The organism is Marinifilum sp. N1E240, assembly GCF_009295825.1.
In the GTDB taxonomy this organism is placed as follows: domain Bacteria; phylum Bacteroidota; class Bacteroidia; order Bacteroidales; family Marinifilaceae; genus Marinifilum_A; species Marinifilum_A sediminis.
This window is the reverse complement of record NZ_WHKF01000002.1, coordinates 986587-1013129: the sequence shown is the minus strand read 5'-3', so window position 1 is coordinate 1013129 and position 26543 is coordinate 986587. Positions and strand designations below refer to the sequence as shown.

The 26543-nt window shown below is 35.4% G+C and carries 18 protein-coding genes; 4 read left to right on the top strand and 14 right to left on the bottom strand.

The window, feature by feature from the left end:
* Positions 1 to 282 precede the first annotated feature (282 nt).
* On the bottom strand, positions 283 to 870 hold the full coding sequence (locus GCQ56_RS09085) for a hypothetical protein (RefSeq protein WP_152734144.1): 588 nt from the start codon (positions 868 to 870) through the stop codon (positions 283 to 285).
* Between the two features lie 765 nt (positions 871 to 1635).
* Complete coding sequence (locus GCQ56_RS09080; protein WP_152734143.1) at positions 1636 to 2742, bottom strand: tyrosine-type recombinase/integrase; 1107 nt, start codon at positions 2740 to 2742, stop codon at positions 1636 to 1638.
* A 916-nt stretch (positions 2743 to 3658) separates the two neighbouring features.
* Between GCQ56_RS09080 and GCQ56_RS09075 the strand changes: the two genes are divergently transcribed.
* Positions 3659 to 4384: a hypothetical protein gene (locus GCQ56_RS09075; RefSeq protein WP_152734142.1), complete on the top strand. Its 726-nt coding sequence runs from the start codon at positions 3659 to 3661 to the stop codon at positions 4382 to 4384.
* A 305-nt stretch (positions 4385 to 4689) separates the two neighbouring features.
* On the opposite strand, the gene GCQ56_RS09070 is transcribed toward GCQ56_RS09075, so the two are convergent.
* The 5 genes from GCQ56_RS09070 to GCQ56_RS09050 all read right to left on the bottom strand — a co-directional run bounded on the left by GCQ56_RS09070 (position 4690) and on the right by GCQ56_RS09050 (position 11746).
* Positions 4690 to 5487, bottom strand: a complete 798-nt coding sequence (locus GCQ56_RS09070) for an endonuclease/exonuclease/phosphatase family protein (protein ID WP_152734141.1) — start codon at positions 5485 to 5487, stop codon at positions 4690 to 4692.
* An 18-nt stretch (positions 5488 to 5505) separates the two neighbouring features.
* Positions 5506 to 6078 (bottom strand): uracil-DNA glycosylase family protein, encoded by a 573-nt coding sequence (locus tag GCQ56_RS09065; protein WP_152734140.1) that lies wholly within the window; start codon positions 6076 to 6078, stop codon positions 5506 to 5508.
* 358 nt (positions 6079 to 6436) lie between these two features.
* Positions 6437 to 10060 (bottom strand): M1 family aminopeptidase, encoded by a 3624-nt coding sequence (locus tag GCQ56_RS09060; RefSeq protein WP_193323749.1) that lies wholly within the window; start codon positions 10058 to 10060, stop codon positions 6437 to 6439.
* A gap of 43 nt (positions 10061 to 10103) precedes the next feature.
* Positions 10104 to 10967, bottom strand: coding sequence for an ABC transporter ATP-binding protein (locus GCQ56_RS09055; protein WP_152734138.1), 864 nt, complete (start codon positions 10965 to 10967; stop codon positions 10104 to 10106).
* Positions 10968 to 11056: 89 nt separating this feature from the next.
* Entirely contained in the window at positions 11057 to 11746 is a 690-nt protein-coding gene (locus GCQ56_RS09050; protein ID WP_152734137.1) for a hypothetical protein, read from the bottom strand.
* A 199-nt stretch (positions 11747 to 11945) separates the two neighbouring features.
* Here GCQ56_RS09050 and GCQ56_RS09045 point away from each other — a divergent pair, with 199 nt between their 5' ends.
* The 3 genes from GCQ56_RS09045 to pepF all read left to right on the top strand — a co-directional run bounded on the left by GCQ56_RS09045 (position 11946) and on the right by pepF (position 16192).
* Positions 11946 to 13397, top strand: coding sequence for a cell wall metabolism sensor histidine kinase WalK (locus GCQ56_RS09045; protein WP_152734136.1), 1452 nt, complete (start codon positions 11946 to 11948; stop codon positions 13395 to 13397).
* Positions 13398 to 13399: 2 nt separating this feature from the next.
* A complete protein-coding gene (locus tag GCQ56_RS09040; RefSeq protein WP_152734135.1) occupies positions 13400 to 14086 on the top strand; it encodes a response regulator transcription factor in 687 nt (228 codons plus the stop codon).
* A gap of 213 nt (positions 14087 to 14299) precedes the next feature.
* The gene (gene pepF / locus GCQ56_RS09035; protein WP_152734134.1) at positions 14300 to 16192 is read left to right on the top strand and encodes an oligoendopeptidase F; all 1893 of its coding nucleotides are present in this window, start codon (positions 14300 to 14302) and stop codon (positions 16190 to 16192) included.
* A 101-nt stretch (positions 16193 to 16293) separates the two neighbouring features.
* Here the strand turns inward: pepF and GCQ56_RS09030 are convergent, their stop codons facing one another.
* The 7 genes from GCQ56_RS09030 to GCQ56_RS09000 all read right to left on the bottom strand — a co-directional run bounded on the left by GCQ56_RS09030 (position 16294) and on the right by GCQ56_RS09000 (position 26413).
* Positions 16294 to 17769 carry a serine hydrolase gene (locus GCQ56_RS09030; RefSeq protein ID WP_152734133.1) on the bottom strand — a complete coding sequence of 492 codons (1476 nt, stop codon included), beginning with the start codon at positions 17767 to 17769 and terminating at the stop codon, positions 16294 to 16296.
* A 256-nt stretch (positions 17770 to 18025) separates the two neighbouring features.
* On the bottom strand, positions 18026 to 19438 hold the full coding sequence (locus GCQ56_RS09025; RefSeq protein ID WP_152734132.1) for an efflux transporter outer membrane subunit: 1413 nt from the start codon (positions 19436 to 19438) through the stop codon (positions 18026 to 18028).
* 11 nt (positions 19439 to 19449) lie between these two features.
* Complete coding sequence (locus GCQ56_RS09020; protein ID WP_152734131.1) at positions 19450 to 22602, bottom strand: efflux RND transporter permease subunit; 3153 nt, start codon at positions 22600 to 22602, stop codon at positions 19450 to 19452.
* Between the two features lie 34 nt (positions 22603 to 22636).
* Complete coding sequence (locus tag GCQ56_RS09015) at positions 22637 to 23791, bottom strand: efflux RND transporter periplasmic adaptor subunit (RefSeq protein ID WP_152734130.1); 1155 nt, start codon at positions 23789 to 23791, stop codon at positions 22637 to 22639.
* A gap of 173 nt (positions 23792 to 23964) precedes the next feature.
* A complete protein-coding gene (locus tag GCQ56_RS09010; RefSeq protein WP_152734129.1) occupies positions 23965 to 24480 on the bottom strand; it encodes a GbsR/MarR family transcriptional regulator in 516 nt (171 codons plus the stop codon).
* Positions 24481 to 24614: 134 nt separating this feature from the next.
* Positions 24615 to 25343, bottom strand: a complete 729-nt coding sequence (locus tag GCQ56_RS09005; protein ID WP_193323748.1) for a LytTR family DNA-binding domain-containing protein — start codon at positions 25341 to 25343, stop codon at positions 24615 to 24617.
* An 11-nt stretch (positions 25344 to 25354) separates the two neighbouring features.
* A complete protein-coding gene (locus tag GCQ56_RS09000) occupies positions 25355 to 26413 on the bottom strand; it encodes a sensor histidine kinase (protein ID WP_152734127.1) in 1059 nt (352 codons plus the stop codon).
* Positions 26414 to 26543 lie beyond the last annotated feature (130 nt).

Sequence of the window (26543 nt, the reverse complement as noted above, 5' to 3'; positions counted from 1 at the left end):
ACGAACTTCATTGTCTTTAGCAATTGATTGGTCTAATGAGATGGGAAAAAGATGAGTTTGTGTTCTGTCTTGTCCTTGTATAAATCTCATACTATAAGATAACAAAGTGCTGAAAATCTATCAAATACAAGCATGCTTACTTATCAACAACTTATCAAGGTTTTTAGACAGTCTGACGGTTTGGCTAAATTATGAGGGCGATTTGAAACTACCGCCTTATCAAAGCCGCTACCGTTTAAAGTTTTGTTTTATTATCAAGTTGAGCGTCACCGCCCTTGAAATTTAGCTTTTGTTACCACCTGTTTCCTTTTCTATGTATGAAATTTTTGGATTATTTATTTTATAAAGTATTGAAACATTTTCACCTTTTTTCCATTTGAAAAACTTATTCATGAATTCTGTTCTAGAATACTTTTGATTGTTAATTTCATAAAGATAAGTTACCAAATTAAGATCATATTTCTTAGGTTCTATTTTCTTAATTCGCGCAATTGTTTTTTTGTATTTAGATGTGTCAATTACAGGTTCATTCAATAGCATAATAGCCACTTCTGGTTCATTCTTATTAAGTCGTCCCCGATATTTTTCTCCAATTTGTAAGTCGTCCGTATTGTGTTGTCTAGAATTATATTTTTCACCACGATAATTATATTTAAAAATTGAACTATTAAATTTCGCTCCATAACCTATAATTTCACATTCAGTACTAATAAAATCTTTTCCTTTTCTAATAGCCGATTCATAGTTGTGATTTTTTTTAATAATTCCGAAGAATACAACAGCTATTATCAAGCATATAATTAAAAGAAAATAGGTTACCTTCTTTTCTTTGTTCGTAAGATTATCAGGTTGTATTTTAAAATAGTTCATTTCTCCTAAATTGGTGGTAACGGTTATTGCTAAGTTTTGTTGGGGATTAAAACCATTTTTCTATCTCTCATTTATAGTTTTCTAAGAGATAGAAAGCATGATTAAGTACTTTAACCCCAATAAAATTTAGCTCTTGTTATGTACTTTTATTTTTAAAGCCTATTTGTTGCACACCTCCTGAATCAGGCTCTTAAAAACAGGTCTGTTTTAGGAATTTCATTCCCCCTCTAAAACAGATAAAAGGCACTGTTAAACTCTTTATTCCTTTCTAAACACCTTGATTTAGTTTGATCTTATGCGCTTTAGATTTGTCTAAGGCAGCGTCATATCAAACTGGAAATGGCTGAGTCCTTAATACAAAACAAGAACTCAATACACCAAGTTCCTTTCTTAAAAGAACAAGTGTAAGTAACTGTTTATCAAAGTCGAATTTCATTCTACTCTTGACATTGATCCTGAAAAACAGTAACTTATCCAAGTCTTAGTTAACGATACTCGTCGTTTGAAAGAGCGATCTTTCACGGTAGCACCGCATAAGACTTGAACAATGCCTTCCATTGCCTTTCTTGTCCTTTTACGCCTTAAGGAACTTTCCATTTTTGTATCATCTCAGCCGTAAATAAAGAGGGTTTTATCTCTTCATAAAGAGCTTTAATTGTACATAACTTGTTAGTATGTGCACTATAAGTGCATATATTTTTAATATATCGTTATTAAAAGTGCACAATACATACCATATAGGTCAATATTGTGCACTTTTTTATTTTAAGTCGTATTCCATAGTTCATCAAGTGGGTTTACAATTTTACGAATTTCCTGATTAGAAACGTGTGTATAAATTTCGGTTGTTTTTGAAGAACTATGTCCTAAAAGTACCTGAATATATCTTAAGTCAACACCTTGTTCAAGCAAGTGTGTTGCAAAAGAATGTCGTAACATGTGCGGAGTTATTCTTCTCTTTATATTTGCTTTTTGACTAGCGTAATTCAAAATATTACGTATGCTGGTTGCACTATATTGTGAGGCTGGTTCGCGACCTTCAAATAGCCATTTTTCAGGCTTGTATTTTTTGTAATATTCACGGAGTTCAATAAGTAAATGAGGTGACAAAATGGAGTAACGGTCCTTATTACCTTTAGCTTGGTATATTCTTATCTGATTGCGTTCAGAAATTATATCAGTAATCTCCAGATTAATAAGTTCTTTACGTCTGAGACCTGCAGAATAAATTAATGATAAAATACACCTGTGCTTAATGTTCCTACATTGTTTAATTATTGAAATAACTTCTTTTTTACTAAGAACTTTAGGTAATTGTTTTTGTGTTCGAGGTCTTTCTAAATTATAGTATTCTTTGCTTTTTCCAAGTACTTTTTCGTAATAAAACTTAATTGCATTAATCAATTGGTTTTGTTGGCTTATCGAAATAATGTCATTTTGTACCTGATGATGTAAGTATTCATTAATTTCGTCAATACCTATTTCTGAAAGATTAGCATCCTTAAATACAGTACAAAAATCTCTCATGTATTTCGAATAAGTTCTTATAGTACTCTCGCTATATCTAAGTCTTTCTAATTTCTCCAAATAGCCTTTGGGTAAGCTTATTTGTTTATTTAGTTTCTTGTTTTGCTTCTGAATTCTTAATGGTTCATGAGCAATTGCTATTATATCATATTCGGCAAATACTTGTTTAAACATTTTAAAATCAAACTCCCGTCTGGCAATCCACCAGCATTTTTTTGTTTGACTCCAACGGACAGGAAAATGCTGCTTTAACAAGTTTACAATTTGAGAATTGTACTCAAACTGCAACAAAACAACTTTCTTGCCTCTATGATGATCCGATGAGAGTTTTATTTGTGTGCCCATTTACTTTACAGGAATAATGTTCATGAAATTACAAAAGCTAAATCAGTAAACAAAATAATTGCTTGTTATCCTTAATTAAAATTACAAATCACCTTAAAATAAGATTCTTCTGTGTTTTAAATGTTAATAATGTAGATTTTTAGCTATTACTGCTTATCGAAAAAAGAAATCATAAAAAAAATTGTAAAACTATGCCTGTATTTTCAAGAGGTAGAGCATGATATGAACAAAAAAATAAGAAAAGTGTTTTGTAGAATTAAATGCATTTCTTAACTTAAATCTAGATTTCGAAGAAATCATTTGTTGAAAAGAGGGGATAGGACTAATCATCAATATCAACAAATATGAAACTACACTTTAATTTATACTGTGAATCAGCTGGCATTAATTCAAGTTGATCAACAAAAATTTTTACAAAGGCGTATTCTTTTTCGCTAAAAGCAAATGTAGCTTTACAATTTGATAAAGCTTTTTTTAGGAATTATATACAGAAAACGACTGTAAGCCCTGCCAATAAAGCTCTGAAGGTACTCTTTGAATTTTCCCGCGATGTGTTTCCGACATCGAAAATACCTTTCGTATTTTCCTGCGAAGTGTTTCCGGCACTGAAAATGGTCTCCCAGTTTTCTGGTGATGTATTTCCGGTCCCGAAAATGCCTTCCCAGTTTTCTGATGGTGGGTTTCCGGCACCGAAAATGCCTCTCCAGTTTTCTGGTGATGAGTTTCCGGCACCGAAAATGTCTTCCCAGTTTTCTGATAGTTGATTTTCTACACCAGGAATAAGCACTTTTTATAGCCAATTGTATTTCTGAAACTTGTAAAGTGAAATTTTCGATGTTAACATACATCATTTAAGTGTGAAATAGTAAGGGAGTATAGAATTTACTCCAATTGTTTAACCAATAAAATTGAAGATATGCCATACTTGGAATATCCTAAATCTGATTTGAAAAGAAATGATTTTTTAAATCAGTGCTCAAACACCACAGAAAAAGACAAAGAGCTTGGTGTTATTTATCTGCCAGAGTTGGTAGTTAGTGAGTTATTACGATTGAAGCCTGAATTTAACCTTTTATTTGAAAAACTTAAAACCAGTTTATCGGATAAAGAAAAGGAAGTTCGCGAAAAGAATCAAAGTGTAGACATTTTGCATGTTTACGTCCGCGATTTTTGGGTTGTAGCAAAACGTAGAGCCATTCGATTAGATCAGCCTGCTGAAGTGTTTACCAAACTGGGTTTACCATTATCGGGTGATATTCCGAATCTAAACAATGAGAAGGAGATTTTGGCTGCTGCAACTCATATTGTAAAGGGTGATGCTAGTCTGGTTGCCAATTCTTATCCTGCCATGGAAAATCCTAGCGCTGCTGAAGTGGAAGAGAAGTTATTAGTAGCACAGAAGGAGAGGGATGACATTGCTCCTGCAGATCGTAGCTATAATATCTTTCAGAAGGAAGTGAGTAGTATGCGTATTCCGGTTGATACATTAATAAAGGATATTGCGGATCATTTGCAATTTGCCTTAAGAAAGGAAACAGAATCGAATCAACGTAGAATAATGCGAACTTATGGTTTCGAATACCGATACCTGAAGGGTGAACCTGAAGCAGAAGTTGAAAGTGAAGTTGTTGAAAATGAATAGTGAACCCATGGGCATGTAATCCCAAAGATTCACTATCACTAAGTAACAATGTGCTCTGTTGATCTTTTAATGCATGTGTGTCAAATGTCTGTAAACTATTTTACACATGCCGCGAAAGACAATGGAGCCATTGTTTTGTAAAGCTAACAAATGAGAACTTGCTATGCAATTCTAAACCTATAATCTACTCGTAATTTTGCTTTAACAATTTCTTTATGGCAATAACTGCTTCATCAGCATAATCAGTAGTAGTATTGAGTAGTTTTAACAATTCCTTTTCCCGATTTATTCCCTACAATAGTAACTTACTCATCGAGAAGTTCAAGCGTTACCAAATAAGCACAATGATCAGAGGCTATGGTATCATTAATCACCTGAGTTTTCAATACTTTCCATCTGTTCTTCGGATAAAATAGTACATAGTCGATTTTCTGATTAGGTGTGCCCGATGGATAAGTGAATTCCACATGTTCCTTATCGTAACTCGCCGTCCACATTTCTTCCAAAGTATTTATGGTGGCACTTCCGGGAACGGCATTTAAATCTCCCGCCAAAATAGTTGGATAGGCATTGGCTTTGAATAGTTCATTTATTTTATTGGCTTGCGAAAGGCGATCGGTTTCATCTTCTAAATGATCGAGGTGAGTTCCAATAAATGCTATGGTATCATTGGAATCAAGGGTACAAACAATTTCCAATGCAGAACGAGGTTCATTGCCTGGCGAATAGGGTAGAGCAAGATTTCGCGTGCTTAAAAATGTGTGTTTCGATAGTATTCCTTCCCCATATTCGCCACCATCGTAATGCATGGCTCTGGCAAACAGAGGAATCATTTTTGTTCGGTAGGCCAGTTCTGTGGTTAAGTCATATTTTTTGGCTCTTTGGGTTTTAAAATCTACCTCTTGCATGGCTACGAAATCGGCATCTGCATCTTTTATCACCTTTGCAATTACATCTAAATTAAAATCACCTTTTGTAGTAGCCCCATGCAGTATGTTAAAACTAAGGACTTTCACAATTTTATTGCCATCTGATTTCGATTGAGCATGTACCGAGGCATTTAGGAGAAGTGCCAGAAGAAGAAGTTTTGTTTTCAATTTCATTTTATGGATTTGAGTTTGTTATTTAAGTATGTCTTGTATTTTTAATTGTAATGCAGGAATCACTTCCTTTATAAACCATTCATTTTTTGCCATCCAAATGTTATTTCGTGGCGATGGGTGGGGCAGAACAAAGTATTTGGGCAAATAGCTTTTGTAATTTTCAACCCTTGTGGTCAGATTCTTTTTCACTTGTTCTTTCAGGTAATAATCTTGTGCATGCTTGCCTATTAATACGATCAATTCCACTTTGTTTAGTTGATTTAAAAGTAGCTTGTGCCATTGTGGGGCACACTCTTTTCGTGGTGGAATATCTCCCGATTTTCCCCTTCCGGGATAACAAAAGCCCATAGGTATTAAAGCAATCTTTTCAGGATCGTAGAAGGTGGCATCATCAATTCCCATCCATTTCTTTAAATTTTCACCACTCTTATCATCCCAGGGAATTCCGGTGTTGTGGGCAGCCAATCCTGGTGCCTGACCTATGATTACAATTTTACTTTTAGAATGAGCAGTAAAAATGGGTTTGGGATCTAGAGGCAAACTCGATTCGCAAATTCTGCATTTTTTTATGTCTTGTATTAGTTGTTTCATTTTACACTCTCTTCCAAATCAACAGTTCATTGTATCAGGGAATCGAAAATACATAATTTTTACGTGCTGATCAATAATAGAATAGATGTAACAGGAAGGAAGAATAGATTCGACCCATTTAGGGTCGTATGCTTATAGATAATATCAGCTATAAACATCTGACTCCGAAGGAGTCAAATTAATGGGTGATAAAGATTGAAATTTGTATGGGTTGAGTGCACAGCACAAATTGTTCCAATACAATAGTAGTGATATTGGTTTAGATTTCTTTGGTTGGAAGGCTAAGATTGTTTCAGGAAAATTGAATTGAAAGAAAATGAGGACTCCCTTTTTAATAGAAGTCCTCATCAATTGTAATTTACACCTTTTTCTTTTTATCGATTTCTGATGGCTGGCGCATCCAATCTTTGGTTATAATCATGTAATCAGGATCGACCAGGAGCGTATTTGGTTTTCGTTTCACGCTAAATTGTATTTTATTTTTACCTGATTTTAATTTTATTTTTCGATTGTATAACTCCTTGTTTTTAGAGTTAAAAGCTCCAACTCCAATATAGTCGTTGCAATCTGCTGGGCTTTCTTCACCCTTTTCGTTCACATAGTATTTTTCTATGTCGATAATAGCATCAACGGTATAGGTAAAATCCTTGTTTCGTGTATAGCTAACAGAATCTATTTTGGTTTTATAAAGGGTAATTTTCTCCAGTACATCTTCCACAAAATACTGCAAGCTATCGGGTGTTTCTGCTTTTATTCTGCCAATTAAATCTTTACTTGTAGGATATGGGGCTCCTTTAAAAGCATAATCTTTCAAAAAATTACTTAGTACATTCATAAACTTGTCTTCGCCCAAATAGTTGCCAAGTGCATTCATTGCCAAAGCACCTTTCTGATAGTAAGTGCTCTGTTGGTAGGGAGCTACTCTAGCCAAAGGTCTTTCTCCACGATCTTCATTTTTTCGAGAGCTAACATATCTGAAGAGTTCATTTTTAAAGAACTTGTTCATTCTTTCCTTATCGAAATAAGTTCTCATGCATTGCAGAGCACTGTATTGTGTAATAGATTCCATTAACATTTGTGATCCTTCCACATCGGCTGCAGCTACCTGATGCGCCCACCACTGATGTGCCATCTCATGAGCTGTTACAAAGAATGGATAATCTATAATCTTTTCATTATTGCTTAGTTCTTCTTTGTTTAAATCTCGTAAATCGGCAATAAAACCAATGCCTTCCGAAAAGGGAATCATGTTGGGGAAGGATTGGGCATAGCTGGAATATCTAGGGAACTCAACAATTCTTAACTGGTCGAACTGATAAGGCGAATAGCATTGGGTATAGGTGTCTAGCGAAATTTTAATTCCATTCATCATATTGTCCAAATTGTACTCATGCCCTTTGTGATAATAGATGCTTAAATCCACCAATTTACCCTTCTCATCTTTCCATTGATCTGTTTTTACTTCATATTTTCCCGATAGAATAGCATAGTAATTGATCATGGGATGTTCCGATTTGTAATGGTAATAGTTTCGTCCTTCTTCTTGCCAGGATGTAACCAATTTACCGGGGGTTAAAGCCGTCTGATCGGATGAAGTACTAACAACTGCCTCAAAATTGATGAAATGTGAATCATCGGAGATAAAATGTTGCTGTATTCCATTCGGATCATCAATGCTTCTTACAATTTCACGTTCAGGCAGATTGTGTTTTTCTCGGGTTCTCTTGTCTGCCAGTTCTCCATCGGCTTTGTATCCAATCGAGGGGAAGAGAGAATTGTATAGGAATGTCCCGTTCTTTTGGCAAATATTATTGGCGCCATTCATGGTGAATCCATCATTCATTCCTTCAAAAGAAAAATTTAACTTTAGTCTCTCATTTGGCTGTAATGCCTGCGACAGCTGATATATTTTAATGTGCAACTCCTCGTCGCTAGTAATTAGCTCTGCCTTTTGGTTCAGTTCCAAACTTTGTATAAATTTATTTGAGTTGATATAAATCAGATCAATTGGAGAAGAACTCAGGTTTTGCATGGTAAATGTACCATTAGCATGAAAATCTCCACTCTCAGGATAAAGATCTGCTTGTAGTAAAACATCTGTTATTTTAGGTTGTTGGATATTCTCATACCTTTTGTACTCTTTCTCATAGCGCACAGTTTCCAGCTCTCTCTGATAAGGGGTTTGAAAATCGCCTTTGATATTGGTATTGTAAAAAATGTAAGATCCCATTAGAAGACTAGCAATTCCTAAAGCAAGAATACCTTTGCTGGCATTTCCTGTAAATCGTTGTTTCAATAGTTCAAAACGGGTGCGCCAATCGTTTTCGGTCTGACTTACCAATAACTGGTTGGCAAAAACGATCAAGACTCCTGCAATAAGCAACCAATAGAATTTAAATATCCAGTAAGGAAGGAGCTCAAAGCCATATCCATTCATATCAGAATAGCTAACATGTGGACCAGAACCGTAAATTAGCAAAGGATGCTTTAAAATAAGGGCGGCAAAATACTGATCTAAAACCCAATAAAGAACAATAAGTACATAGCCAAGATATTTGTTGTTGACTACGATATGAACCAGGAATGCCAATGCCATTAGTAGAAATGTATCCACGAAGTTGATGCCAAATTCAGATATAAAATACAAGGACAATTCATATTTATAGTATCCTGCCATACTCTGAACGATTACGCCACAGATAATCAATAGTAATTTAATGAATGTTATTCCACTTACTAAGGCTATGAATTTACTTGCCAGACTTACCCAACGAGGAAGCGGATAGGTTTGGAATATTTCATGGACTTTTTTATCACGATCGCGCCAAATCATTTCTCCAGAAAATAAGAGGACAATGATAAAAATAAACAGTTGAATGCTACCTCCAAATATTTGTAGCACCTGGTAAGTCACCGGATAGGTATTGGTATCGTATATTTTACCTATGCCTTTTGATGCCACGAATAAGAAGATGACAACAATTAAGGAGATCAACCAGAAATAGGCACTTCCAAAAAGTTTTCGGGTTTCGAAACGAGTCAATTGCCATAGACTTTGCAGCTTATTCTGAACTTGAGAAATTTCTGGTAATTTGGTAATGATATGTTCATCATTTGCCTGGCTTTCAGCCTCAGTATTCTTTTTCTTTAGCAGCTGAAAATGACGCAGATTGTAAACCAATCTGAAACGAAAATATGTGAATGCAATCAATAGGACTCCTAAGCCTACCCAAAGCATCCTGTTGTAAAGAAATACATTTTGAAGTGTAGCTCCGGTTTCATTCATGTCAGAGGCGGAGTTGCCTGTGGTCACTTTTAAAGATGCAGCAATTCCAAAGGGATCAAGAAGAGATGCCAGTGTTTGACTTTCCAAATCTCTGAAAAGACTCATGGCAACTCCATAAAGAATATAGAGTGCAAGAATGGAAATCCAGTTCACTACAGCATTGCGCAGGAGGATGCTTAGTGAGAAAAATATTGCACTTACAAAGAATACATTTGGAAGGATGCGAGTCAAATAGGGATGGATATAGGTCGCCCACTCATTGGGTCCCATATAAGACTGATTTAAATAGGGCATCAAACTGCCAATATAAAAACCTATACCTGCACCGGTAAAAGCAAAAATACTTAGGACATAAGCTGCAGTAAATCGACCAAACAAATAATTTCCCTTTTGCAATGGAGTGCTGTACATTAGTTCCAGTGTGTTGTACTGGTAATCTTTCAGAACTACACTGGCGCAAATGGCAGCTACCAAAAAGATGCCCAGATAGGAGAAAGTACCCAAGAAGATATCAACAACTCCAGGTGCATTGATGTAAACATTATCACCTGCAAATTGGATGTTGATTCCATCAATGGCACCACCGGCAGCATTTACAATGGCAAATGCGATCAGGAAGAGGATAGCCCAGTAGATGTAGACTGCAGGACGACTTAAAGCTCGTTTTATTTCGAAGCGGAATATTTCGTAGAACATTGTGTTTTGTTTTTTAATGAAGAATAAAGCAATTTGTATCTGCTTATTTAATAGCCGAGAAATAGACATCCTCCAGGTCTGGTGAGACATTCGAAAATCCATTATCGGGATGCTCCTCTTGCAGAATGTGAATTAATGGCTTGCCTTCGTTCAAATGAGAGGTAATCAGTTGATAACTGGCTTGGTATTCTTCAATTTGCTGCTTGCTAATTCGCTTCTCCCAGATTTTACCATTCAATTCCTGAATCAAATCCGATGGACGACCGTTTACCAATACTTCTCCATGATTGATAATAGCCATATCATTGCACAGGTCTTTTACGTCATCTACAATGTGAGTGGAAAGAATAACGACCTTATCTTCACTAATTTCGCTTAATAGGTTGTTGAATCGGTTGCGTTCGGCTGGATCCAAGCCTGCGGTTGGTTCATCTACAATAATCAATTCGGGTTTCCCCAGAAGAGCAAGGGCAATTCCAAAACGTTGCTTCATACCTCCACTAAAGGTGTGAACGCTTTTCTTTCTGTCCTTGTACAGGTTTACCTGATTCAAAAGAAACTCAACCATCTCCTGGCGTTCCGATTTGATATGAATGCCTTTTAAAACCGCAAAGTGAGTAAGCAACTCCTGAGCGCTAATGCGTGGGTAGACACCAAAATCCTGTGGAAGATAACCCAGTACCTTTTTAATCGCATCCTTTTCTTTGATCACATCCATACCATTAAAAGTGATGATTCCTTCATCGGGATCCTGAAGAGTTGCTATGGTGCGCATGAGAGAGGATTTTCCAGCTCCGTTTGGTCCCAATAGACCGAACATGCCGTTTCCAATTGTCAGGTTTAAATTGTTTAATGCCTTTACTCCATTAGGGTAGGTCTTTGATATATTGTTTATGCTTAATTCCATATTATGTGTGTTTTGATTGTTACTACAAGAGTGTTTACCGAACTTTGTAACTGCTAACTGCTAACTGCTAACTGCTAACTGCTAACTGCTTAGTTTTCCATTTTCATTACTTTTCCGCCCATGGCTTTCATTTCATTCAATTGCTCTTCCTGAAGATCCTCGAATTGTTCGGAAGTGATTTCTTCTGATTCAAGAGGAATGAGTTGCCTGGTATCAATTTCCTGTGAAAAGGATATGGCTAAAAAGCTTATCTTCTCATTTTCAATGGCTAAAATGGCTCCGTCGAGAAATAAGGGTACCATTGGTGTTAGGTGTTTTGGCAACTCCTTGCTTACCCAAAAGCTATAGGAGTCATCTGCGCTTTTGTATTCATCGCAAGCAAAGTTTAGGATTTTTTTGCTATTGCCCGTAGGTTTGGCATCGTCAACATCTATTGTATTTTCTGTATGGTAGAGTTCATCATCTATATCAATGTATTTTCGATATATTTCTTTTTGAAAATTGATCCAGGTTGGTTTATCCGATCCGCCTACATTAATTACCATGCCTTTGGGCGAATCTGTTGGCAGATTTTTTAAGCATCCTTTCTCTTCATTAAAAATGAACTGAATTTTTTTTGTAGTGGTTTCAGGAATCATCGCCTTAAGTGCTTGTTGTTTTGGACTCAGACTTTTGTGTAGGTTAATGCTTTGTTCGTAAACAATTGTGCCTTGCTTTTGTGCAGATACGAAGTTGACTATTAAAAGTAATACTAGGGTTGATAGGATAATTTTCTTCATGTTTCAAATATTTTAAATGTTGAATTGAATGTTTTTTTATTGATCACATCAACAAATGTATCGGGTGATGAACAGAAACTAGGTTAATGCTCTGTTATCTACTGTTAACGTGTGTTAACGGTGGGGTGAAGGCTTGGAAAATGAAGAAGATTAGTTGTACTTTAGTGCTGAGAAATTAAAATAATTATATAAAATCACTATGATAAAACGCATTCGCATAATTCTGATTTTAGTTTTTGTATCCATGTTAGGAGTTGTATTACTTCAGGTATATTGGATTAGGCAATCCTATCAAATTAATAAGGAACAATTGCAAAAAGAATTGAACCTGGCTTTGGAAAAAAGTGTGAAGGTGGAAATGAATGAGCGAATGAACGGTCAGGCAGAAATCATTTTTAGAGGCGAGAATGCTGCGGTAATGACAGTGAAGAAAGATTCGATTCCAAATGTGAAAATGGATTCTCTATTAAATAAAGTTTTCAATAGTCAGGATTCTGGAAGGGCAGAGTTTACCATGCACATAAATTCGGTTGGTGTTTCGGGAGATAATATTGACTCTATTCCTGAAAAATTCGAATTTAGAATTAAGGAGATGGTGGCTTCTATGCTTTCCAGTGAAATGAGTGGTGGATTTAAGGCAAATATCCAAAGGATTGATTCTTTGTTTACCAATGAGTTATTGGATAGGGAAATTGAATTGCCTTATAATATAGAACAATTAACCAGGCAAGATTCCACTTTTGTAAGTTCCACAAGCATTAGCTATGATACGATAAATTCATTGAAGACTCGATCTTTTCAGACAGATATTATGGGTAACGAGAGGTTGAGAGTGAGAATATTGAATGAGCAGGAAGTAATACTGGAAAGAATGTTGACAGGTGTGCTGGCATCTTTGCTTTTGATACTGTTTGTACTAAGCTGTTTTATTTACATGCTGCTAACCATTTTTAAACAGAAGAAACTTTCGCAAATAAAAAGTGATTTCATCAACAACATGACTCATGAATTGAAAACGCCAATTGCCACGGTTTCAGCCATTGTAGAATCCATGCAAAGTTTTGGTGTCTTGGATGATAATGAGAAAACTCAGAAATATCTTACTGTTTCACAAACGGAGTTAGGAAGATTATCAGGATTGGTAGAGAAGGTTTTAAATATGGCTCGTGAAGAGAGAGAACCTCTTCAAATGCATATCGAAGAATTGAACTTCCGTGAAATCTGTGACAACATCATCAACAGTCAAAAAATGAAACAGGAAGAGAAGGAAGTTTCTTTTGACCTAAAGATAGATGAGGAAGCGGAGAGATTGAAGGTAGATCGTTTTCATATGGTGAATGTGATGCAAAACTTAATTGAGAACAGTATCAAGTATTCAGGTAATCCAGTTCATATTAAAATTGAATGCCAACGCAAACCTGACTTTATTCAAATTAGTGTGAGTGATAATGGAAATGGTATTCATAAGAAACATCAGGCTAAGGTTTTCGATCAGTTTTATCGTGTTCCAACTGGTGATGTTCACAATGTTAAAGGATTTGGCTTAGGCTTGCACTATGTAAGAAACATTATTGAGAAACATAGTGGGAAAATTGGTTTAAGTAGCGAAGCAGGAAGAGGAAGTACATTTACAATTAATTTACCGTGTTAGTCATGAAAAAGACAATTAAAATATTGTTCGTAGAAGACGAAGAAGCCTTAGGAATGGTGGTGAGTGACAGTCTAAAAAGTCGTGGATTTGAAGTGGATTACTATTCCGATGGGGAAAGTGCTTTGAAAGCTGCCTTATCAAATGAATATAATGTATTGGTTCTTGATGTAATGTTGCCTAAAATGGATGGCTTTAGCATGGCTAAGGAATATCGTAAAGTAAACAGGGAAACACCAATTATCTTCCTTACGGCACGATCGCAGACAGAAGACGTAGTGGAAGGTTTTGAATTGGGTGGAAATGACTATTTGAAGAAGCCTTTCAGTATGGAGGAGTTAATTGTACGCATTAAGGCTTTGGCAGGAAGAACTGTAAATACTGACGAGAGTCAATTGGAAACTTGTTTTGTTGGGAAATACAAATTTGATATTATCAAACAATCCCTCGAATTAAATGATAAGACAAAGAGCTTGACACATCGGGAAGCTCAAGTACTATTGATGCTTTTTGAGAAAAGAAATCAGGTTTTGGAACGCAAATTAGTTCTGGATCAGCTTTGGGGTGATGATTCCTTTTTTAATGCACGAAGTATGGATGTATTTATTACTCGACTTAGAAAGTATCTGAGAGATGATCCCAATATACAGATTGTGAATATTCGGGGCATCGGCTACAAGTTGATGCTGTAAAATTGGCTCAAAAAGAAGAGAATTAATGATTTTTTGGCGTAGTATACTGTAAATATATCTTATAAATTATCCATCTTAACGTCTTATTTTAACGCTTATCTAAAAAATTAAAGATAAGTGTCCTTCCAATATGAATTCAATCGTGATAGCCATATTTTTGTTCAACTGTAATTAATATTTAATTCTTAAATACGATAACAAATGAACACAAGAATGAATCAATTTAAAAGATTTTTTGTCTTTGTACTTGTGGCGGCTTGTACATGTGTACAATCTGTAGCTCAGGTAAATTATGAGAAGAGAGAAGACATTCCAGCAAAATACAAGTGGAATTTTTCGGATATCTATGCCAATTGGGAAGCTTGGGAAGCTGATTTCAAAGCCATCTCTAAGGACATGGAAAAAATACAAAGTTTTAAAGGTAAATTAGGAGAGAATTCTGAAAACTTAGCAGAGATGTTAAAGATTCAGGAAGATTTAATGAAGAAGGCTTACAAAGTATACCAATTCGTTTCATTCCAGAGTACGGTAGATATGCGTAATATGGAATTGCAGGCGAAATTACAACAAGTGCAGATCTTATTCTCACAGTTTGGTGTTGCTACAGCATGGATTTCTCCGGAGATGATTCAGATTCCTGAATCTACTATGAAAGAGTGGGTTGCAAGTAATCCTGCTTTAAAAGATCACAAATTCGATTTATTGGATATGTATCGTCTTCAGAAGCACGTGTTGACTGAAGAAATGGAGCAATTGATGTCTTTCTATTCTCAGGTTTCAGGAACAGCAGGAAAAGTGTTTACTGCGCTTTCAACTGCTGATATCGAATTTCAGGAAGTGGAATTGTCAGATGGTAAAAAGGTAAAAGTAACTCCAGGTGTTTACTCACAAATTGTGACCAACAACCTAAATCAGGAAGATCGTAAGAAAGCTTATGAGGCTCTTTACGATGTATATTACAAGAACAAGAATGCTTATGCTGCCATTTACCAGGGCGTAATTGAGTCGGAATGGTCGAATGCTCGTGCAAGAAAATATGAGTCGTGTTTAGATGCTAAATTGGAAGGAAATAACATTCCTAAAGATGTGTACTTGAATCTTGTGAATACGGTAAGAGAGAATACTGCACCAGTACAGAAGTATGTGAAACTTCGTAAGAAAGTTTTAGGTTTAGAGAAGTACTACGGATTCGATGGTTCTATCAGTTTAACTGATTTCAACAAAAATTACCCATATGATGAAGCTGTGGACGTTGTAACAGAATCGGTTCTTCCATTAGGAAAAGATTACCAGGAGAAGTTGAAAGTAGCTACCTCAAGCGGTTGGTTAGATGTATATGAGAATCCAGGTAAGAGATCCGGAGCATTTTCTGCAGGTGTTTATGGTGTTCACCCATACATGTTGTTGAACTACAATGGAACTTTAGACTATGTATTTACCTTAGCTCACGAGTTGGGTCACACCATGCATACCACTTTATCGAACGAGAATCAGCCATTTGCAACTCACGGCTATACCATTTTCGTAGCTGAGGTTGCTTCAACTTTCAACGAACGTTTGTTGTTGGATCACATGATGAAAAATACAGATAATCCTAAGGAGAGAATTGCATTGTTGACTCAATCAATCGAAGGAATTATTGGAACATTCTTCGCTCAAACCATGTTTGCTGATTACGAATACCAGGTTCACACTATGGTGGAGCAGGGACAGCCTGTAAATGCTGATATCCTAACTAAAGTTTGGGGCGATATCGCAAACAAATATTATGGCGATGTAACTGAGAAAACGAAGTACTCAAACTACCCATGGACAAGAATTCCTCACTTCTACAATTCACCTTACTATGTGTATCAGTATGCAACTTGTTTTGCATCATCGGCTAAATTGTACAAAGATGTAACCGAAGGGACCAAGAAAGAGAAGAAAGAAGCATTGAAAAGATATACTACCTTATTGCAATCGGGTGGTAACGATTTCCCAATGGAGCAGTTGAAAAAAGCTGGCGTTGATTTGTCGAAACCAGAAACTATTTTAGCTGTTATCAATCAATTGGATCAATTGGTAGATCAGTTAGCTGTTGAGCTTGAGAAGCTAGAGAAATAAGATTATTTCTGAAAATATATGTTGAAAAGGCAGCCTAATGGGCTGCCTTTTTTATGTTGATAGTTGTACGTGAGCTTACTCAGCAATTGCTACTACAATTTTTAATTTTTGTTTTCTAGTTCTTCAATTATCTTTTCTGCATTACTATTGCCAGGATCGAGCTCTAATGCTTTTTTGTAATTTACCACAGCAAGATCTTTTTGTCCATCCTTTAGGAATGCTTCACCCAAACTATCGTATACATTGCTCGATTTTGGGAATCGATCTACATTGATCTTAAATACAGCAATTGCTTCTTTTAACTTTCCAATTTGTAAAAATTGATAACCAATCCTGTTAAACTCATTTTCTTTTAAGGCATAGATTTCAGAATCTTTATTAGCCTTGAACCACTTTAAACCAGAATTTAAATCTTTCTTATTAATCAATTCAAATAATGCTTTCGCAAGTGATTTTTTAGGCATATCATAAGTAAGATCATACAATATTCCCGTTATGGCATTACTGATTTCTCCTAAATTGGTGCCTCCGGTATTGTTTAGCAATACAATCAAATGTTTATCTTCAGGAAATCGAGAAATAATAGTGTTGAATCCATTGATACCTCCTCCATGCGAAATGCTGTATACTTTGTTATCTGTGTTACCAATTTTTTGCTCGCCAGTACTCCAACCATAGGCATAAAATCTGTTTCCAGTGGGCATGTGCTCTCCAAAAAACAGATCCATTCCTTCTTTCGAAAGTAATTCGTTTGTATATAAGGCTTGATCCCATAAATACAAATCTTCCACAGTGGAGTAGAGCGAACCTGCAGCGTAAGGAAGAGACATATCCAAATAAGGAGCATTGATAAAACCATCTCCTCTTTTTTCGTAGCCAGTAGCTCTGTTTTTCATGATTGTACTGTGGTGATCGAAGCCTGAATTCTTCATGTTTAGAGGAGTGAAAATTCTCTCCTGTAATGCTTCTTCGTACGATTTACCGGTTATTTTCTCAATAATCACGCCCAATAGAAAGTATCCAGAGTTGTTGTATCTGAATTTCTCTCCTGGCTGAAACTGAAGTGTTGAATCCGCAAAAAAGTGTGTGAATTCCATAGGCTGATAGGAGTCTCGACTCATATCTTTAAAGAAATTAGGATAGGAAGTATAGCTGGGAATGCCCGAGGTATGAGTCAACAATTGATGAATGGTAACCTTATTTCCATTTGTTTTGGAGTAGTTTGGGAGGTATTCAGATATTGTCGCATCCAGCTTTAATTTTCCTTCTTCCTTAAGTTGAAGAATCAGCATGGCTGTGAATTGTTTGGTGATTGATCCCAGGCGATGTTTTGTATTTGCTTTGTTGGGAATATCCCATTCCATATTGGCTAAGCCAAATCCTTTTTTGTAAATCACTTTACCATTTTCTGCTACTAAAACAGATCCATTAAATTGACTGTATTCAGTATACTTTTCAAGTACCTTATCCAGCTTTTCTTTTTTTGATTGTCCGTTAGAGTGGAGAGAAGTGGATAGTAAGAAAAATAGAACTGTAAGAATTGACATGAATTTGTGTACGTGTGTAATTTTTTTCATTTTAGATTGAATTAAGAATTAAACTCAATTGGGAAGGAGTAGGGTGGTTTTGAATAGCACTCCTCAATTTACAACTCTTTTTTCTCTCTGCAAAAATGAATTTTTCCCATAAAAAAACAGCATCAAAGACCAAGTCTTCGATGCTGTAATTGATATGCTAATATAATAAAAGTAGGACCGGATCATAAGATTGAAGTAATCTCAATCTAAATATCCCACTATTTTGATCCGGTCACTTTCCCCACAAATAATGTGTTTAGTTATTGGTCCATCCACCGCCAAGAGCCAGGTAAAGCTTAACAATGGAGTTCAATTGCTTGTATTTTGAATCAATCATATTAATTTCAGAAGAAAGTGCATTGCTTCTAGCTGTTAACACCTCCAGATAGGTTGTGTTTTGATAAGCATTATTCAGCAATTCTTCTGAATAGCTTACAGCATCGGTTAAGGCTTTCAGCTCTTGTTTTCTGATTTCAAATTTGTTTCCTTCACTCTGATAAGTATACAATGCATCCGAAACTTCTGTACTTGCATTTAGAACTGATTTTTTGAAATTGTACCTGGCTTCAGCTTGTTGTGCCTTTGCAACCTCGTGTTGTGTTCTAACCTTTCTCTTGTTGAACAGAGGTTGGGTTAAATTTCCTACTACATTGCTGAAGATAGCTCCTGAATCAAACCAATCATCAAAGTTAATACTCTCAAGACCTGCGCTTGCACTAAGGCTAATGCTAGGGTAGAAATTGCTTTTGGCTACATTAGTCAATTCAAAGGCATTCATTAAGCCAAATTCAGCCACCATAACATCTGGACGATTTCTCAACAATTGAGCAGGAAAACCTGTTTTTAACTCAATTGTAATGTTTTGCTCCTCCAGAGAACTTCTGTCTATTAAATAAGGACTTCTTCCTAATAATAGAGAAATAGTGTTTTCCAGTAAGGCAACATTTTGTTCCAAATCAAGCAGTAAGATTTGTGTGCTGTACAACTGAGCTTCGGTTTGCTTTACGGCAGCTTCGGTTACCTGCCCAGCTTCTTTTAAGCTTTTCATCGTTTCTAAACTTTCCTTACGATTGGTTACCGTTTTACTGGCAACAGCAACCTGAGCATCTAAAGCAACAAGCTGGTAATAGGTTGAAGCCATATTGGCAACCAAGCTACTTTCAACAGCTCTTCTCGATGCCTCACTTTGCAAGTACGAAGCTTGTGACGCTCTTTTATTGCTTCTTATTTTACCCCAGATGTCAGCTTCCCAGGAAACAGTACCCGTTAATTGGTAGTTCTCGTAATTAGGTCCATTACCGCCTGCAGCTACACCGGATTGACTATTGTCTGATAATTCGTAATTACCACCATTAGCACTTAAATTTAAGCTAGGGAGATAACCCATTTTACCTTGTTTATAGTAGGCTTCAGCGGCATTCACACGTTCAACTGCCATTAACAGATCCAGGTTGGAATCCAAAGCCTCCTGAATAAGTGCATTTAATTTTGTATCGGTGAACAACTGATTCCATGGCATACTTGCCAAAGTGCTTGAATCAGTTGTAGATACATTTCTATACTGGTCTTGAATTTCTATTTCAGGTTGCTGATATTTTTTGGCAACAAAACAGGACTGAAGACTGAATGCTGTCAAAACCAGACTAATGATTATATATCTTTTCTTCATTTTGCTCTAGATTATTCTGCAGATTCCAATTCGTTTTCTTCCAACTTTGGAGCTCCGGTGATTTTTTCCTGAATAATTTGGAAAATCACAAAAAATGCAGGTATTACAAATACACCAAATATGGTTCCTATTAACATGCCTCCAACAGCACCGGTTCCAATAGAACGGTTACCAACTGCACCAGCGCCACTTGCTAGCATTAATGGCATTAAACCAAGAATAAAGGCGAAAGAGGTCATCAAGATTGGACGTAAACGAGCTTTAGCACCTTCTGCAGCTGCTTGAATAATTTCCATACCTTGTCGGCGACGTTGCAAAGCAAATTCCACAATAAGAATAGCATTTTTAGCCAGCAAACCAATCAACATGATCAAGGCAACCTGGAAATAAATATTATTTTCCAAACCAATGGTTTTTACAAAGAATATCGCTCCAAATATCCCGATAGGTAAGGATAAAATAATTGAGAATGGCAGTATGTAAGATTCGTACTGTGCGGCTAACAAGAAGTAAACAAAAATCAAACTCAAGGCAAATACCAAAATAGCTTGATTACCTGCTTTCTGTTCCTCACGTGTCATTCCTGAGAATTCGTATCCATAAGTAGCCGGTAATGTTTCTGCGGCAACTTCCTGAATTGCTTTAATAGCATCACCTGTACTATAACCTGGATTTACATTTCCGTTTATTGTCGCAGAGTTGAACAGGTTGAATCGGTTCACAACATCAGGTCCATTCACTTTTTTCATATTCACAAACTGGCTTACAGAAACCAATTCGTTTTGTGAATTTCGCACAAACACATTATTCATCGATTCAATGGTTTCACGATCTTCAGGTGAAGACTGAATCATCACGCGATATTGCTTTCCAAAGCGGTTGAAATCGGCAGCATACCAACTTCCATAATATCCCTGCAGAGTCGAAAATAGTCCATTAACTGATATTCCTGCTTCTTTTACTTTCTCAACATTAACTTCCATTTCATATTGTGGAAATCCTGTGTTGAATGAAGTAATTGCATACTTAATCTCTGGTCGTTGGTTCAATGCTCCTAGGAATTGACCACTTTTAGCCATTAAATCGCTAAACTCACCGTTTGATTTATCTTGCAAACGCATTTCGAATCCATCAGAATTACCAAATCCTCGGACTGTAGGAGGGGCGAAGAATAATATTCTGGCTTCGTTAATGCCTGCAGTTCTTCCAAATAATTGACCAATTAAGGCATTTACTTTTTGGTGATCTTCTTTACGCTGATTCCACTCTTTTAGTTTTATTACCGCAAATGCTTTCGATCCACCATTTGTACCACTCATTAAACTAAAACCAATTACAAACATGTTCTCTTGAACAACATCAATTTCGTTAATGATTTTCTCAACTCTACCTGCAACTTCAGTTGTTCTATCTAAAGTACTTCCTGGAGGTAATGTGATGTCACAAAATATGATACCTTGATCTTCATTTGGAATAAATCCGGTTGGTGTTGTTTTAAAGAACCATCCTGCTAAAGCAATAAATACTACAAGTATAACCCCTGACAACCACTTTTTGCGGATCAGAAAACGAACAGAGTTGGTATAACGTTCAGTTACAACATCGAATCCTGTATTAAATGAAGTATAAAAACGATTAGCCAATCCTTTTTTGTGTTCTTCACTAGGATCATGAGGTTTAAGCAAAATTGCACATAATGCTGGACTTAAGGTCAATGCATTAATTGCTGAAATTACAATAGCAACTGCCAGTGTAATGGCGAATTGTTGGTAAAATGCTCCTGTTGGTCCCTCCAAAAATGAAACTGGAATAAATACCGCGGACATTACCAAGGTTATTGAAATAATAGCACCAGTAATCTCGCTCATAGCAGATATGGTTGCTTTTTTAGCACTCTTCGCTCCATTATCAAGTTTAGCATGGACTGCTTCAACCACCACAATGGCATCATCAACTACAATACCGATGGCTAACACCAGCGCAAATAAGGTCAACATGTTAATCGAGAATCCAAATAGATTCAGGAAGAAGAATGTACCAATAATAGCTACGGGAACTGCAATAGCAGGAATCAAAGTTGATCTAAAATCTTGTAGGAATAAGAATACAACAAGAAACACCAGAAGGAATGCCTCAATTAAGGTGCTAACCACTTTGCTAATGGATGCCTCAAGGAAATCATTTGTGTTAAATGGTATCACATAGTCAACGCCTTTAGGAAAATCCTTTTTTGCCTTTTCTAGTGTTTCAACAACCTCTTTAATAATTTCCTGAGCATTTGATCCAGAGGTTTGATAAACTGCAACAGCTACTGATGGGTTTCCATTTGTAATGTTTTTTGTTCCGTAATTAAATGCTCCTAATTCGACTTTTGCCACATCTTTTAATTTTAGAAAATCACTATTTCCTTCAGATCTTAAGATAATGTTCTCATATTCATTTTGGGTTGAAAGTTTTCCTTTGTAACGAATAACATATTCGAATGCCTGATTTGAATTCTCACCAAATTTTCCTGGTGCTGCTTCGAGATTTTGTTCATTTAATGCGTTTACAACATCTTGAGGTGTTAAGCCGTAAGCTGCCATTTTTTCTGGTTTCAACCATATTCTCATTGAATAGTCTTTTGAACCAAATACATTAGCACTACCAACACCATTTACCCTTTTGATCATAGGAATTAGGTTGATACGCGCGTAGTTTTCGATGAAGGTTGCATCGAAATCATCATTATCAGTGTACAACGAAAAGAACATTAAAACACTATTCTGTACCTTTTCGGTTGTTACACCTGATTGAATTACTTGCTGAGGCAACTTGCTATTAACTGTAGCAACACGGTTTTGAACGTTAACAGCGGCAATATCTGGATTGGTTCCCAATTCGAAATAAACACTGATTGATGCAGTTCCATCGTTACTTGAGGTTGATGACATATAAGTCATATTTTCAACTCCGTTTACTGCTTCTTCGATTGGTACAACAACACTTTTTAAAATGGTCTCAGCATTTGCTCCTGGGTAAGTGGCTGAAATTTGAACCGTTGGAGGTGCAATCTCAGGAAACTGTTCTCGAGGTAATGAAGAAAGACCTAAAATCCCCAAAATTACGATGAGTATGGATATTACGGTCGATAGTACCGGCCGTTCAATAAATTTCTGTAACATGTTTTTTACTTGAAAATTGTAATAAAAAATTTACTTATTCTTTTGAAAATGCAGCATTACCAGGGTTGTTATCACCTGATTGAGGAATGATTTCCATTCCTTCTCTAAGCTTTATTAATCCATCAACAACAAACTTTTGTCCAGCTTGAACTCCATTTTTTACAATAAAATGGGTATCTGTAGTATTCGAAACAATAACTTCTTTTGACTGTACTTTGTTATCTTTATTCACCAAGTAGACAAATTTCTTTCCTTGTAGTTCGAATGTAGCCTGCTGTGGCAATAAAACGATGTTGTTAACATCAGATGGCATTTTAACTTTACCACTAATACCACTTCTTAGTAAGTGATTTGTATTTGGAAAAATTGCTCGGTAACTAATACTTCCTGTCCTAGGATTTACCATACCATTAATGGTTTCAATTCGTCCTTTTTCATCGTAAATTGATCCGTCTGCTAAAACCAACTCTACCTCTGGCATTTGCTCTATCTTTTCCTTAACACTACTACCATTTAACTGTCTGTTAAATTGTAATAATTGTTTCTCATTCAGTGTAAAATAAGCGTACACATTTTTAATATTAGAAACTGTTGTTAAAGGATTGGTTTCAGTTCTCCCAACCAAACTACCAACTTTATAAGGTATGCTTCCAATCATTCCATCAACCGGACTTTTTATTATAGTATAATCCTGATTTTCTTTGGCATTTTGGTAATCTGCTTTTGCTGCAGCTAATTGCGCATTGGCAGCATTTAGGTTGCTTTTTGCAGTTTTTAATTGAACTGAACTCACAATATTTTTCTCAACCAATGGAGTTATCTTATCAACTTCAACCTGTGCTGATACAACCTGAGCTTCTGCAACCGAAATATTGGCTTTAGCGGCATTTACTTGTTGGTTTAAAGTTTCGGCACTTAGTTTAAAAAGCAATTGACCTTTTTTTACTTCGGCTCCTTCATCTACATAAATTCGATCAATAAATCCATCAACTTTAGGTCTAATCTCGATATTTTGAACTCCTTCGATATTGGCAGCATATTCTGTATATGTAGTTACATTCGATTTCTCTACAGTTTGCACAGGAAAAGGCATTGGACCATGTCCTGCTTGAGGTTGGTTTCCATTTTTGCATGAGGTAGATCCTAGTAGGAGGATTGCTATACCTGCGAATAAATAGTTTTTCTTCATTCTTTTATTTTTAGTTCTTTAAGTTCGACTGAAAACGAACTAGTGAGATATTGGTTTTGATTATTTATTTACAATTATTTGATCTTTATTAATCATCATTTATTTTAGTTCTTTAAGTTCGGATATATACGAACCATAGGAAGCTAAAAAACTAATGAATTAGCTGATCAAAATTATTTAGACAGGTGATCGAAAATAGAACATTTCGCTTCAATATCTTTATGAAGTTGTTCTAACAGATTAATCGTATTGGTTAAAAAATCCAAATAGGGCATGTCGTGATCTATGGTATAATTTTTATCTTTTGAAGTTTGATTGGCTAATTGCTTGTATTCTCTAACCTGTATCAATAATTTTTGTTCAATGCGATACATTTTGATACTCTCATTTATTCTGGCTAAGAAACCTACAGGATTTAATGTGAAATATTTTTTTCTATCACCCGGTTTTGTGTGATAGGTTATAATTTCAGTTTTCTGAAGAGTTTTTAAATTTGTTGAAACAGTACTTTTACTTGCTCCAAGAAAATTAACCAATTCTTCAAATGTAGATCCATTTTCTTTATCAATAAGTAAAGTTGCAAATATACGAGCAGCAATAGGAGCGAGCTTTTCTTGCTTTTCCATAAACAGACCGTAGCTTTCAACAAGCAATTTTTTTTGATTTTCTAAATCGATTTGATCTTTCATTTTTGTCATCTTTAACGATGCAAATATAACTACAGTTCGGTTTGTTCCGAACTAAAAAATGTTAAAAAACTACAAAGATCCTTTAGAAGACTGTAAATAGTGGTAAAAGGAGCTATAAATTGAACAGGATTGATCTATTTTTTAAGAAATGAATTAATTAATTCAATAAATCCTTGACGGTAGATTTGTCCGATTGGAATTTTACATGTATCAGTTTCAATTTGATTTCCTTCAATTGAGTTAATTGCTCTCATTGCAACAATAAAGGATTTGTGAACACGTGGGAATTGATTTGAAGGCAACAACTCTTCCATACGCTTTACGGTTAGCTTACTAACAATACTCCTTTCTTTAGTATGAATTTTAACATAGTCGCCAAGACCTTCGATGTATTGAATTTCGTTAAAATTTAACTTTATGGTTTTTTTATCTGCCTTTACAAATATGAAATCAGAAGCAATTTCGGGATTGTTTTCTTTTACCTTTTGTATTGGCTGACTTTTAACCTGTAATCTGTCTTCAATTTTTGAAATTGATTTTACAAATCGAGGAAAAGGTATGGGCTTGTGCAAATAGTCGACTACATCTAATTCATATGCATCAAGAGCATATTCTCGATAAGCAGTTGTAATTACTACAGCAGGTGCATTTTGTAAGCTTTCCAGAAAATTTAAGCCTGTAATTTTTGGCATGTTTATATCCAGGAACATGGCATCTATTGATTGATTTCGTAGAATATCCATCGCTTCCAATGCATTTTTACACGATTTAATCAATTCAAGATGAGGAATATCTTGTATGTATTTCTCAAGAACTTTTCTGGCATGAATTTCATCATCAACTATGATACATTTAATTTTCATATTCGTAGTCATTAAGAAAGTGTTAAACTTAGGTGTGTTGAGTATAAATTATCAGTTACAGATATTGTAAACTCGTATCTTTTAGGAAATAACAAATTGAGTCTCTTTTTTACATTCTCAATTCCGAGACCACCATATTGTTCTTTTCTATTATCATTCTTCGATTCATCAATTGGATTATTGATTTTAAGATCGACTTTATTGTTGGAAACCTCTAGTTTGATATTGATCTCTGAAGAATTTTGCTCAGTTGAAATGCCATGTTTAAATGCATTTTCTATTAATGGTATGAATAGGAGAGGTGGTATCTTATGTCCAGGGTCTTCGCCTTTTATTTCGAGATTTATACTTGCGATATCTTCAACTCGTACAGATTCTAAATCGATATAGTTTCTTATAAATTGAATTTCCTTTTCAAGGTTCACTTCTTCATCCTTGCATTCATATAGCATGTAGCTAATAAGTTGACTAAGTTTTAGAATCATCTCAGGAGTCTTTTTTGAATCATAAAGACTCATTGAGTAAATATTATTTAGTGTATTGAAAAGAAAATGAGGATTTACCTGTGCTTTTAAAATACTGATTTCAGCTTCGAGCTGTTCCTGGGCTTTTTCAGTAAACTTTAAATTTTCATCTTTTAGTTTAATCCATTCTTTTACAAAATGAAATAAGGAACTTGATAAGACAAAAATATTTGTCTTAAAAAAGTTCATGACTATTAGTCTACTAGGGTTATCTCCTGCTACTTTTTGAAAATGGATATCTGGATAGTATCTAATACTAATACTTAAAAAACTAATGATAAGAAATTCGTAAAATATGATATTGATAATATAATTGAAATACTCTCCTTTGTTCCAATATTTAGGTATTAAGTATCTTAAGTTGAAATAAACGAATACTACGATTACAAATAACTGAGTAATTTCAAAGAATATCTCATTTGCAATTCTTTCTCTTTCCATATCCATGAATCGCCATAAAGCCAATAATAAAAATACTGACCAGAAGGAGAGATGTTGAACCAACCTTATTGAGAAAAACTGATATAATCTATCTTTTAAATTCATTACAATTTGATCTTATTGTGAACAGAGCTAACTGATTTTTTAGAAAATTATCTCTGTTGGTCTTTTTGATTTATTTCCAAAAATGAAAATAGTCAAATGCAATGAATTTATTCTGCTTATTAGAATTAAA